The sequence below is a fragment of the Mitsuokella sp. UBA4253 genome (assembly GCF_002395285.1).
GTDB lineage: Bacteria > Bacillota > Negativicutes > Selenomonadales > Selenomonadaceae > Mitsuokella > Mitsuokella jalaludinii.
In genome coordinates, this window is sequence record NZ_DGWR01000019.1 from 1 (window position 1) to 10,796 (window position 10,796).

Annotated in this window: 16 protein-coding genes; all 16 read right to left on the reverse strand. The window is 58.2% G+C overall.

All coding sequences use genetic code 11. The features are described 5' to 3' along the window. A partial coding sequence (gene tnpA / locus B2X55_RS10745; protein WP_286822121.1) for an IS200/IS605 family transposase occupies positions 1-256 on the reverse strand: 256 nt, incomplete at its 3' end. Between the two features lie 202 nt (positions 257-458). Then, positions 459-707 carry a helix-turn-helix domain-containing protein gene (locus B2X55_RS10750; RefSeq protein WP_211248170.1) on the reverse strand — a complete coding sequence of 83 codons (249 nt, stop codon included), beginning with the start codon at positions 705-707 and terminating at the stop codon, positions 459-461. Further along, positions 707-1,168, reverse strand: coding sequence for a YadA C-terminal domain-containing protein (locus tag B2X55_RS10755; protein ID WP_051652159.1), 462 nt, complete (start codon positions 1,166-1,168; stop codon positions 707-709). The genes B2X55_RS10750 and B2X55_RS10755 overlap by 1 nt, the downstream gene beginning before the upstream one ends. Positions 1,169-1,342: 174 nt before the next feature. Continuing rightward, positions 1,343-1,495, reverse strand: coding sequence for a hypothetical protein (locus B2X55_RS10760; protein WP_155948045.1), 153 nt, complete (start codon positions 1,493-1,495; stop codon positions 1,343-1,345). Between the two features lie 481 nt (positions 1,496-1,976). After that, positions 1,977-2,354 carry a hypothetical protein gene (locus tag B2X55_RS10765; protein ID WP_148485458.1) on the reverse strand — a complete coding sequence of 126 codons (378 nt, stop codon included), beginning with the start codon at positions 2,352-2,354 and terminating at the stop codon, positions 1,977-1,979. 278 nt (positions 2,355-2,632) lie between these two features. Further along, positions 2,633-2,989: a P-II family nitrogen regulator gene (locus tag B2X55_RS10770; protein WP_036374817.1), complete on the reverse strand. Its 357-nt coding sequence runs from the start codon at positions 2,987-2,989 to the stop codon at positions 2,633-2,635. A 7-nt stretch (positions 2,990-2,996) separates the two neighbouring features. Next, positions 2,997-4,298: an ammonium transporter gene (locus B2X55_RS10775; protein ID WP_081828394.1), complete on the reverse strand. Its 1,302-nt coding sequence runs from the start codon at positions 4,296-4,298 to the stop codon at positions 2,997-2,999. 374 nt (positions 4,299-4,672) lie between these two features. Beyond that, a complete protein-coding gene (locus B2X55_RS10780) occupies positions 4,673-4,927 on the reverse strand; it encodes a sulfurtransferase TusA family protein (protein ID WP_270528552.1) in 255 nt (84 codons plus the stop codon). After that, on the reverse strand, positions 4,924-5,784 hold the full coding sequence (locus tag B2X55_RS10785; protein ID WP_255240647.1) for a 4Fe-4S binding protein: 861 nt from the start codon (positions 5,782-5,784) through the stop codon (positions 4,924-4,926). The genes B2X55_RS10780 and B2X55_RS10785 overlap by 4 nt, the downstream gene beginning before the upstream one ends. A gap of 327 nt (positions 5,785-6,111) precedes the next feature. Further along, positions 6,112-6,531, reverse strand: a complete 420-nt coding sequence (locus B2X55_RS10790; protein WP_286822123.1) for a M67 family metallopeptidase — start codon at positions 6,529-6,531, stop codon at positions 6,112-6,114. Between the two features lie 10 nt (positions 6,532-6,541). After that, positions 6,542-7,360: a HesA/MoeB/ThiF family protein gene (locus B2X55_RS10795; RefSeq protein ID WP_286822125.1), complete on the reverse strand. Its 819-nt coding sequence runs from the start codon at positions 7,358-7,360 to the stop codon at positions 6,542-6,544. Then, on the reverse strand, positions 7,357-7,566 hold the full coding sequence (gene thiS / locus B2X55_RS10800) for a sulfur carrier protein ThiS (RefSeq protein ID WP_055161316.1): 210 nt from the start codon (positions 7,564-7,566) through the stop codon (positions 7,357-7,359). Before thiS (B2X55_RS10800) ends, B2X55_RS10795 begins: the two co-directional genes overlap by 4 nt. Positions 7,567-7,765: 199 nt before the next feature. Continuing rightward, on the reverse strand, positions 7,766-8,350 hold the full coding sequence (locus B2X55_RS10805) for a thiamine phosphate synthase (protein ID WP_286822126.1): 585 nt from the start codon (positions 8,348-8,350) through the stop codon (positions 7,766-7,768). A gap of 37 nt (positions 8,351-8,387) precedes the next feature. Continuing rightward, the gene (gene thiH, locus B2X55_RS10810; RefSeq protein WP_286822128.1) at positions 8,388-9,647 is read right to left on the reverse strand and encodes a 2-iminoacetate synthase ThiH; all 1,260 of its coding nucleotides are present in this window, start codon (positions 9,645-9,647) and stop codon (positions 8,388-8,390) included. A 30-nt stretch (positions 9,648-9,677) separates the two neighbouring features. After that, positions 9,678-10,448, reverse strand: a complete 771-nt coding sequence (locus B2X55_RS10815; protein ID WP_286822129.1) for a thiazole synthase — start codon at positions 10,446-10,448, stop codon at positions 9,678-9,680. Between the two features lie 98 nt (positions 10,449-10,546). After that, positions 10,547-10,744, reverse strand: coding sequence for a sulfur carrier protein ThiS (thiS, locus tag B2X55_RS10820; RefSeq protein WP_036374840.1), 198 nt, complete (start codon positions 10,742-10,744; stop codon positions 10,547-10,549). Positions 10,745-10,796 lie beyond the last annotated feature (52 nt).

Here is a 10,796-nt window from a genome sequence, read left to right on the forward strand (position 1 = left end):
TCCCCTTCAAAAAGCCCATAAAATTAGACACGCTAATCTTTGGCGGTACCTCAACTAAAATATGGATGTGGTCAGGACAGGCCTCGGCTTCTAACAAGTTCACCTGTTTCCACCGACACAGTTCCCTTAAGATTTGACCAATCTCGTACCGCTTCTGACCATAAAAGACCTTTCTTCTGTATTTAGGGGCAAATACAATATGATATTTACACTCCCATTTTGTATGTGATAAACTATGTACATCGTGATCTTTCATTACGATATACCTCCTTTGTCGTATTGGTTGCAGTTGACGGACCGCAACTTCATACTTCAAGGGAGGTTTATTAAATCCTTTAAAGACTCATCGCTAAAGCTTTATCGAGCCCCTGGTCTAACCAGGGGTTTTCTATATACAAGAAGGCCGTGTGTCATTTGCCACACGGCCTTCTGTTCATCCTATGGAAGCGTGATGTCAATCAGCCCTGATCTTGGAGTCCGGCCAGGTAGTCGAGCGATACATGGTAGTACCTTGCCAGCTTCACGAGGTTATCAACCGAGATTCGGCGCTTGCCAAGCTCGTACATGCCGCACGCGACCTGACTGCAGCGGAGGACCTTCGCCACATCTGTCTGCGACAGATTGTTGGCCTGGCGGAGTTCTCGCAGCCGCTTGGACCACACGGCGACATTCCTTGTCATCTGCGATGTCTTCTCCTTTCCAGCCATCAGCCCTGACTCTTGTCGAGCTTGGCAAGGATTTCCGTCATCTTCTGCTCGAGAGCATCGATGCGCTTATCCTTGTCGGCATTGTCCTTCTTGAGCTCGTCGGTCCCCTTCGACTGTGCGTCGATGACTTTGGCCATCTGCGTCTTCGTCAGAGCATGGTGGTCCGAGCCGCCCGGGCCGAACTTGACGGTCACGCCCGCATTGAGGCCCACATCGCCATTGCCGAACGAAACGCCGAAGCAGAACAGGCTGTTCTCATCCGGCTGGTAGAACGCGCCAACCGCGCCTGCATTCGAATTGCGGTAATGGCCGTAGCCAAGCGCGAACTGCGCTTTGTCGTCCGGATCGAATTCCTGTATCGGATGCAGCGCCGCCAGGGCATTGCTGCCCGCCGCCGCACGGCTGATGTCGTTCTCGATGAGGCGGCTCGTCGTCTTGAGGCCAGTGTCCAGCGCGGACAAGTTCTGGCCGACGGTATTGTTTTCCTTGATTATGGATTCAAATCACATGCATCTAACCACGCCCAGAATGGCCAATTGAGTTAGAATTCACTGTCGACGGTTGGAGAGCTTGCGCGTACCTTTCCGCCGTGCTATAATAGACATAGAAAAAGAGGCCACCGTAGACGGTTGTCCTCAACTGTTGATCAAAAAGATGACCGTATAGTTGTGAGCTTGGCGGTCATTTTTTGTGCTTCTGTCTTTCCCGAGAGCGTAGCCCAGAGAAAAGCAAGCAATCGCAAATCCGAGGACATTCATGACAATGCCATAGAGCGTTCCTTCGTTCATGCGCATCCCCTCCTTCCAGTTGAGATCTGCCGCAAAGCAACAGTCCGCTGTGGAGGGCGTACAAAAATCCCTCCATCGTCAAACATCAAAGTAATCTGATAGAGAGGACAACCGCCTACCGTTGGTGGCCATCGGGAGCAAGCATGCTCCCGATTCTTTTATTATAGCATACGATTTCGGCAAAGAGAATGCATCATCAACAACATCAAGAGCTACAGCATCTTCGTCCAGAAGGTCCGCGATGGCCTGCAAAACGGGCTCGAACTCAGGACGGCTATCCGTCAGGCCATCACTTACCTGTAAGCGTCATCACCGATTCTACCAGCCTCTCACTCGAAGAAGTCCGCAAGATTGCCAGGGATAACGGGCTGGCTTTCTGACAGAGCGCAACGGTGAACAACGAATGCATAAAAAATCAAGAGGCATAGGAGCCGCAACTCCTATGCCTCTTGTTGTACTTGTAACAAAATCTCTTGCTGTGTCAGGGAATGGAGCGGAAATGAACGGAGATGACGTTTCCCATGGGGGGCTGCTCGTCCTGTTTCTTCCCGGTTGCCTGGATCCGGCGCAGATGTTTCACATTGTGTCCTATCTTGCCCGGACGCTCTTTTTTCTGCAGCAGTTCGAGCATGTTGAGCTGCTGCAGGACGCTCTTGAGTGTGCCGCTCTTCCTCGCCCGGCGGATTTTCTGCGCGAGCAGGATGAGGACGGCGTCTTCGACTTTGGCAAGGTTCGCATTGTGCTGCGGGCCAAGGCCGAGTTCTTCTGCCATTCCGATTTTCCTGAGGTAATCTGCGAGGCTGCCGCGCGCAAAAGCGAACGCCATCCTCTCGTGAAGACGGACTGCTGCACGTACCATGATTCCGTCCAACCTCACATCAAAATCAGTATGTCTCATAGGAACACACCCTTTCTGATGAATCAGAATCATCGTTTTGCTTGTCCTGCCAGAAGGAGTTGCCTTCTGGCAATTCTTTCCTACGCTCTTATTTCGCGGCAAACAAGAAAAATCCTGCCGGAATGCGGTGCTTTCGGCAGGATTTTTTATATAAGAAAGGACCCTTTGCGGGGCCCTCCATTTGGGGATACATCAAATCTATGGGGTTATGAGGATTCGAGTTATATGTTCAGGATACCTTATTTGGTGTCCATGATGGCTTCCGGGCCGCGATCGCCGGTGCGGATGCGGACGGCATCGGTGAGCTCGTAGACGAAGATCTTGCCATCGCCGATGTTGCCTGTGCGCACGGCTTTCTGTGCAACTTCGAGCACGCGCTCGACCGGAATCTCACAGACGACGGTCTCGAGCTTGATCTTCGGGACGAGGTTGATGTCGTATTCCTTGCCGCGGTAGACTTCCGTGTGGCCTTTCGACAGGCCGCAGCCGAACACCTGGCTGACGGTCATGCCGAGCACGCCGATATCGTTGAGTGCCTGCTTGAGTTCTTCGAGCTTGCTGGCACGTGTGATGATTTCTACTTTCGTGATCTTCATAGCTGCCTCACTCTTTCTGCGTACTTAGAATCGTGTTTGCGAGCATCTCGCTGGAGTTCTCGAGGGATGCAATCGGGCTGCCGGCCATCATGGCGCTGGCATAGCCGCGCTCGCCGTGCTCGACGACATCGAGCCCTGCGATTTCTTCCGTCTCGTCTGCGCGGACCTTCATGAAGTGGCTGACAATCTTGAATAGGATGTACGTACCGACAATGGCAAGAGCATAAGCAACGATAACCGAAACGACCTGAGCGAAGAGCAGGTGCGTTTCGCCGTAGAAGAGGCCGTCAGCACCGGCCGGGTTGACTTCCGTCGTAGCCCAGAGGCCCGTTGCGATGGAGCCCCAGGTACCGCCGATGCCGTGAACACCAAAGGCATCGAGCGAATCATCGTAGCCGAGCTTCTCTTTGAGGACAGCGACGGCGAGGTAGCAGACAATACCACCGATAAAACCAATGGCGAGCGCCGGCATCGGCTTTACAAAGCCGGCAGCTGGCGTGATGGCAACGAGGCCGGCGATGCAGCCGGAAGCCGCACCGAGGATGGTCGGCTTGCCGTTGCGGTACCACTCAACGAGTACCCAGGAGACCGTTGCAGCAGCAGCTGCTGCCTGCGTCGTGACGAATGCGTTGGCGGCGAGGCCGTTTGCGCCGAGAGCCGAGCCGGCGTTGAAGCCGAACCAGCCGAACCAGAGGAGTGCTGCGCCGAGAACCGTCATCGGCAGGTTGTGCGGGATCATGGCGAACTGGCCGTAGCCGCGGCGCGTGCCGAGCAGGATGCAGATCGTCAGGCCGGACACACCGGAAAGGATGTGGATGACGAGGCCGCCGGCGAAGTCAAGCGCGCCGAGCTCTGCGAGGAAGCCGCCGCCCCATACCCAGTGAGCCATCGGGTTGTAGATGAAGATGGCCCAGAGCAGAATCAGGACAGCAAAGGCTGCGAAGCGCATGCGCTCTGCGAACGCGCCCGTGATGAGGGCCGGCGTGATGACGGCGAACATGCACTGGAAGGCGACGAAGGCGAGCTCCGGGATCGTGCCGTTCTCGAGGACGTTGAGGCCGACACCGGCAAGGCCGACCTTGTCGAGGCTGCCGATGAAGCCGCCGATGTCCGTGCCGAACGTCATGGCATAGCCGAGGATGACCCACTCAACGGAGATCATCGCGATGATGAAGAAACTCTGCATGATGGTTGTCAGGACGTTCTTGCTGCGGACCATGCCGCCGTAGAAGAACGCGAGACCAGGTGTCATTACAAAGACCAGGGCTGCACTGATGAGCACCCAGGCCGTATCGCCAGTGTCAATCATAAGAATCCATTCCTTTCCATTAGCTCAAAAAGATTGCAACGCTTGGAAAATATAATAGCTTTTTCCGTTCCATTCACCCGCCGCTGAATCAGGGCCAAATGCAAAAGGCGTCCAGCGGCATGAGCCTCGATGAGGTTTCTCATGCCCGCCGGACGCCTTTGTCCATTCCTGGCCGCTGTTTGTTTTGGGGATTTCAACGGAAAGTGTACCAGCCAGTGAACAGAAAAGCCCCGAAGAATCCGGTACCTGATTCTTCGGGGCTCCATTGCCTCTTGCTGATGTCTCTATAATAGCAGGACCTCCTGCATTCGTCAACACTCGATTTACATGTATACAGTATTTCAAATGATCTGAGTGATCTGAGCGGCACAAGCTCACTCTAACAGGCCATGCTTCTTGACGATAAGGTCGTACGTACCGTCCTCGCGCTTCTTGACGGAAAGGACCTTATGGTCCTCGTCCTTGAGGCTGCGCGGCACATTCTGGATCGGCTCGCCGTCATTGAGATGCACGGCAAGCGTCTGGCCGTCTTCGAGATCTTCGAGGGCCAGCTTGACTTTGACAAAGGTGATGGGGCAGACGACATCCGTGATGTCGATCGTGCCGTCGGTCTTCATTGCTTCACTCATAATACTTTCTTTACCTCCTCTTCCAGCTTGTCCCAGCCGACGCGGTCCAGGCAGTTGGCAAAGCGCTCGCTCGGCTTCGCGTACTTCTCAAAGAAAGCCAGCGTCGTGTCGACGAGTTCGTAGAGTTTCTCCTCTTCAAAGACGATCGGCAGGAAATGGCGGCCAATCGCGATGCGGTTGCCGTAGAGGCCGCCGAACGAGATGACGAAGCCGGCCTTGCCCTGCCAGGCGTCCGTCGGGCAGCTCTTGATGCACTTGCCACAGTAGACGCACTTCGACTCGTCGAGCACGACCTTGCCCTCGTCTGCCTTGACCGTGATGGCCTTCTCGGGGCAGACAGCTTCGCAGACGCCGCAGAACGTGCAGGAATCGGACGACCATTTCGGCTCGACGCCGCCCTTGACGCCGAAGTCGTTCTCCTCGGCCTTGAGGCAGTTGTTGTGGCAGCCAGTGAAGCCGAACTTGAACTTGTGCGGCAGCTCGCGGCCACCGTAGCGCTTGTCGAACTCCTGCGCGAGGTGCTGCGTGTCGATGAGGCCCGAGGCGCAGACGGCGCAGCCCTGGCAGGCCGTGATCGTGCGCACGCGCGGCCCGCAGACGCCGACGGAGGCGCCGCCCTCGTGCAGGGCTTTCTTGACGGCGTCGATATCCTCGAGGCGGATGAAGGGGATCTCGATGCCCTGGCGCGAGGTCAGGTGCACGTAGCCCTTGCCGTACTGCTCTGCGACTTTCTGCACGGTGCCGAGCTGGGCCGCGGTGAAGTGGCCGCCGACAGACTTCAGGCGCATCGAGAAATGGTCTTTCTGGCGCTGGCGCATGAAGCCGCCTTTTTTGAGCTCTTTATAATCAACTGCCATGGAAATTCCTCCTAAGATATACATACATTATGATTGCTAGATGAGATAGATAGTAGATAGATGACGTTCTCATCAATGAGGGAAGACGGGAGGGGCTGGCCCGGCGCTGCGCGTGACGGTCTGCTAAACCTGTTTTTTGCCTTTTATGGCAGCCTTGCCAAGGAGCTAAACGCGCTCCGCTTGGACGACGCTCCTTGGCAAGGATTCTGGTCGGCAAAAAACCGGTTCTTCACGCAGACCGTCAAAGCTCCGCTAAGGGCCAGCCCCTCCCTCACTTCCTGAGATGCCCGAGGCGTTCCCCTCAGCTCATCGCCGATGAAGAGAAAATCAGCGGATGCGCAGATCTTCTTTGCTCACGTCGGTCTGTTTCTCAATGTGGAAACTGTTCAAAACGGGTTCGCCGCCGTTGAGGGAGAGGATGAAGTAGCTCGCGCGGCTGTCGTAGGCGAGGCGCTTGTCTTCTTCGCTCGGGCGGGAGGGGGATGCGGGGTGGCTGTGCCAGTTGCCGAGGAGCTCGAGTCCTTGGGCGCGCAGCTCTTTGACGGCGGCGAACTGCTCCTTCAGGTCGAGGGAGAAGTGTTCTTCGCTGTGATCGGTGTTCGTCAGGAAGAAGACTTTCTCGACAAACTTCTCGCCCGTCTTCTCATCGATGCGGCCGCCGATGAGGCCGCAGTCCTCGACGGGCGCGGTCTTGCGCGCGTGCTGCACCATTGTGAGGTAGTCCTCCAGTTTCAGATGAATGATCATGCTCTCCCCCTCAGTGATGACGCAGGTCGCAGGCCGGCTGCTCGTAGTCGATGAGCTCGGTGATCGTCGGGTGATCACTGCAGATGCCGCAGTTCGGGTTGCGCGGGATCTTGATCTTGCGGAAGGTCATCGTCAGGGCGTCATACGTCAGGAGATAGCCCGTCAGGAGGTCGCCGATGCCGAGGATGTACTTGAGTGCTTCCGTCGCCTGCAGCGTGCCGATGACGCCGCCCATGACGCCGAGCACACCGGCCTGACGGCAGGTCGGCACAGCGTCTTTCGGCGGCATTGTCGGGAAGACGCAGCGGTAGCACGGGCCCTTGCCCGGCACGTACGTCATGAGCTGGCCCTGGAAGCGGATGATGCCTGCGTGCGAGAACGGCTTCTTCTCGAAGACGCACGCATCGTTGATCAGGAACTTTGCCGGGAAGTTATCGGTGCCGTCGATGATGAAGTCGTAGTCCTGGTCGCGGATGATGTCGCGGATGTTCTTCGACGTCACCATTTCGTTGTAGGTGTGGACCTCGATGTCCGGGTTCATCGCCGCAATCGTCTCCTGGCCCGACTGGACCTTGGCCTTGCCGACATCCTTCGTCTGGTGGATGATCTGGCGCTGCAGGTTCGAGAGGTCGACGACATCGAAGTCGACGAGGCCGATCGTGCCGACGCCGGCCGCTGCGAGGTACATCGCAGCCGGTGCGCCGAGGCCGCCTGTGCCGATCACGAGCACCTTGCCGCCGAGCAGTTTCTCCTGCCCCTTGCCGCCGACCTTGTCGAGGATGATGTGGCGCGAATAGCGTTCAATCTGTTCATTCGTCAAAGAGCTCATCTTGCGCCGCCTCCCATGAAATAGAGGAATTCCATCTTGTCGCCGTCCTTGACGAACGTCGACTCAAAGCCCGAGTGATCGACGAACTCACCGTTGAGCTCGACCGTCACATAGTCCGGCTGCTCCGCCTTGGCAACGACGAGCAGGTCCTTGAGGTTGATGGACTTCTCGATGGTCAGTTCTTTGCCGTTTACTGTCAGTTTCATGTAAAATCCCTCCATAATACCAGAAAAAGCTCGCGATAAAGATACCCTGACAGAACAGACTCCTGCCACAGGCCTTATCGTGAGCTTTCGTTGACGAATGACTCTCGTATCTTGTTAATGCATACTTTGTTGATATGTTTAACAATTTATGGCTATTATACAGCCGTCTACGAGAAATGTCAACATGTAGTGATAAAAGTCACGGATTATTTTGTGCCGCCAGCCAGAGGGGCCCTTGCATCAGGGAGCTCATCGCGCAGCCGCCCGCCGCGCCCGTCGCGAGGACTTCCGGCAGGCGCTCGGGCGTGATGCCGCCGATGGCGTAGACGGGAAGCGCTGTCGAAGCGGCGGCTTCGCGCAGGAAGCGGAGGCCGCGCGGCGGCAGGCCCGGCTTGCAGGTGGTCTCATAGATGTGGCCCGCGATGAGATACGAGCAGCCGAGCTGTTCCGCTTCGCGCACGTCTTCGAGCGAATGGCACGAGGTGCCGAGCCGCCCAGGCAACGCCCTCCCTTCCTGACGCATGGTGCGCAGGAGGGGAAGTGGCAGGTGAAGGCCGTCGGCATGGAGCCGCTTCGCTGCACCAGCGAAGGTATGCGCGATAAAGGGCACCTGATGGCGGCGGCAGAGGATCTGTACCTCCCGCGCCAGTACCTCATAGTCCCCCTCCTCCATATCCTTCTCGCGCAGGATGAGGGCGGCGAGATGCGCGGCGGCTACCTGCTCGAGGCGCGCGAGAAAGGCCGGCTGCCCTCCTGCCTCATCAAAGAGATGGCGGTTGGTCACCGCGATTAAATGCCCCTGCTTCGCAGGAGGGACTTTCTTAGAGATACACATAGTCATTGAGCACTGGCTGCAGGCCCTCGCCGGCCATGTCCGCGTACATGCGGCGCAGGCTGCGGCTGTCGCAGATCTCGAACTGCGCGTCGCCGGTCTCGCCCTCTCCCTTCCCCGTGTACTTCTCCTCGTGGTCGCCGATGCCCGTCGAGACGCCGGCGGAAATCTTCGTCGCAGCGATCTTGACGATGCCGTTGCGGAAGGCCGCGCTCTCGCGCGAGGAGACGGTGATGCCGACATACGGCAGGAAGATGCGGTAGGCGCAGAGGATCTGGCAGAGCTGGCGCTCGCCGACATCCTGCGGGTTGATCTTCTCGTTGTTGATGATCGGGCGCAGGCGCGGGCACGAGAGCGAAAACTCGGCCTGCGGGTACTTGCGCTGCAGGTAGTAGACGTGCAGCGCTGTCGCGAGGGCGTCCTTGCGGAAGTCGGCGAGGCCTAAAAGTGCCGAGAAGCCGACGCCGCGCATGCCGCCCATCAGGGCGCGCTCCTGCGCCTCGAAGCGGTACGGCCAGACGCGCTTGTGGCCCATGAGGTGAAGTGCCTCGTATTTCTTGAGGTCGTATGTCTCCTGGAAGACGGTGACGTAGTCGGCGCCGCACTCGTGCAGGTAGCGGTAGTCGGCGACATTCATCGGGTAGACTTCGAGGCCGACGTTGCGGAAGTACTTGCGCGCGAGCTTGCAGGCCTCGCCGATGTAGGCGACGCTGCTCTTCTCCTTGCTCTCGCCCGTCAGCATGAGGATCTCCTCCATGCCGCTCTTGGCGATGACCTGCATCTCGTGCTCGATCTCGTCCTTGCTGAGCTGCAGGCGGTGGATGTCGTTGTAGCAGTTGAAGCCGCAGTAGACGCAGTAGTTCTCGCAGTAATTGGCGATGTAGAGCGGCGTGAAGAGGTAGACCGTGTTGCCGAAGTGACGGCTCGTCTCGCGGCTCGCGCGCTCCGCCATCTGCTCCAAGAGCGGCAGGGCGGCCGGCGAGAGCAGCGCCTTGAAGTCCTCGATCGTGCACGTCTCGTGGTCGAGGGCGCGCTTGGCGTCGAGGATTGTGTAGGCGCTCGGGTCGTAGTCGTTCATGGCCGCGATGACCGTCTCGCGCACAGTCGGGTCGATCTGCTCCATGTCGGGCCAGTAGGCCATCGGGTCGGTGCGGCTCGAGGGGTCCGTCTCCAGGCGGTGCTTCTTGGCGAGGGCTTTCTCGCTGAGCTTGTCCGAGTCGATGAAGAAATTATTTTTCTGATTCGTCATCACAATGCGCTTCCTTTCTGTTCTCTACGCTCAGTCATGCAGGAAGCCTGTCAGCGGGTCGGAAGCGGCGGCACCGCGGGTCAGCACGCGGCCGAGGCCCGAGAGATATGCCTTGCGGCCGGCGCGGATTGCATCGCGCATCGCCGAGGCCATGAGCGGCACATCGCCGGCCGTCGCGAGAGCCGTGTTCGCCATGATGGCCGCGGCGCCCATCTCCATCGCCGCGCAGGCCTCCGACGGCTTGCCGATGCCGGCATCGACGATGATCAGCAGGTCGATCTCGTCGATGAGGATCTGCAGGAATTCCTTCGTCGCGAGTCCCTTGTTCGAGCCGATCGGCGCGGCGAGCGGCATAACGGCCGCTGCACCGGCATCGACGAGCGCGCGGGCGGCGTAGAGGTCCGGGTACATGTAGGGCAGCACGACGAAACCTTCCTTGGCGAGGATCTCCGTCGCGCGGATCGTCTCGTTGTTGTCGGGCAGCAGGTACTTCGAGTCGCGCATGATCTCAATCTTGATGAAGTCGCCGCAGCCGAGCGCCTTGGCGAGGTGCGCGATGCGCACGGCCTCCTCCGCCGTGCGGGCGCCCGAGGTATTCGGCAGCAGGGTGACGGTCTTTGGCACGTAGTCGAGGATGTTCTCCTTCTCCTTGGTGTTCGCGCGGCGCACGGCCACCGTCACGAGCTCGGCTTCAGCGTAGCGCACGGCCGCGTCGATGAGCTCGAGCGAGTACTTGCCCGAGCCGAGGATGAAGCGCGAGTGGAACGTGTGGCCGCCGAGCGTGAAGCTGTCCTCGGCCATCTTTTCCTCGATGGTTTTCGTGGATTTTGTGGATTCTGTCATTTCTATCGTCTTCTTTCTCTATCTCTCTGTGCATATACGGCAGCTGCTGCGGGCCGTCAGGCACCGCCGCCCATGAAGCAGACGATCTCGACGACGTCGCCCGCCCTGAATGATGTCGTCTCGTACGCATCCTTCGCTAGGATCGCGCCGTTGTACTCGACAGCGATTGCCCGGCTGTCGTAGCCGGCTTCCTTCAGGAAGTCCAGGAGCATCGTGCCGTCTTTGGCCTGTGCTTCTCCATTGATCGTGACCATAGGTTCATCTCCATCCTGTCTGCATAAAAATAAATATCCCCCGGCATAGCCG

Excerpts from the sequence above, each read along its gene's own strand:
- B2X55_RS10750 (WP_211248170.1), bottom strand. The coding sequence starts at position 707 with ATGGCTGGAAAGGAGAAGACATCGCAGATGACAAGGAATGTCGCCGTG.
- B2X55_RS10760 (WP_155948045.1), bottom strand. The coding sequence starts at position 1,495 with ATGAACGAAGGAACGCTCTATGGCATTGTCATGAATGTCCTCGGATTT.
- B2X55_RS10765 (WP_148485458.1), bottom strand. The coding sequence starts at position 2,354 with ATGGTACGTGCAGCAGTCCGTCTTCACGAGAGGATGGCGTTCGCTTTT.
- B2X55_RS10770 (WP_036374817.1), bottom strand. The coding sequence starts at position 2,989 with ATGAAGATCACGAAAGTAGAAATCATCACACGTGCCAGCAAGCTCGAA.
- B2X55_RS10775 (WP_081828394.1), bottom strand. The coding sequence starts at position 4,298 with ATGATTGACACTGGCGATACGGCCTGGGTGCTCATCAGTGCAGCCCTG.
- B2X55_RS10780 (WP_270528552.1), bottom strand. The coding sequence starts at position 4,927 with ATGAGTGAAGCAATGAAGACCGACGGCACGATCGACATCACGGATGTC.
- B2X55_RS10785 (WP_255240647.1), bottom strand. The coding sequence starts at position 5,784 with ATGGCAGTTGATTATAAAGAGCTCAAAAAAGGCGGCTTCATGCGCCAG.
- B2X55_RS10790 (WP_286822123.1), bottom strand. The coding sequence starts at position 6,531 with ATGATCATTCATCTGAAACTGGAGGACTACCTCACAATGGTGCAGCAC.
- B2X55_RS10795 (WP_286822125.1), bottom strand. The coding sequence starts at position 7,360 with ATGAGCTCTTTGACGAATGAACAGATTGAACGCTATTCGCGCCACATC.
- thiS (WP_055161316.1), bottom strand. The coding sequence starts at position 7,566 with ATGAAACTGACAGTAAACGGCAAAGAACTGACCATCGAGAAGTCCATC.
- thiH (WP_286822128.1), bottom strand. The coding sequence starts at position 9,647 with ATGACGAATCAGAAAAATAATTTCTTCATCGACTCGGACAAGCTCAGC.
- B2X55_RS10815 (WP_286822129.1), bottom strand. The coding sequence starts at position 10,448 with ATGGCCGAGGACAGCTTCACGCTCGGCGGCCACACGTTCCACTCGCGC.
- thiS (WP_036374840.1), bottom strand. The coding sequence starts at position 10,744 with ATGGTCACGATCAATGGAGAAGCACAGGCCAAAGACGGCACGATGCTC.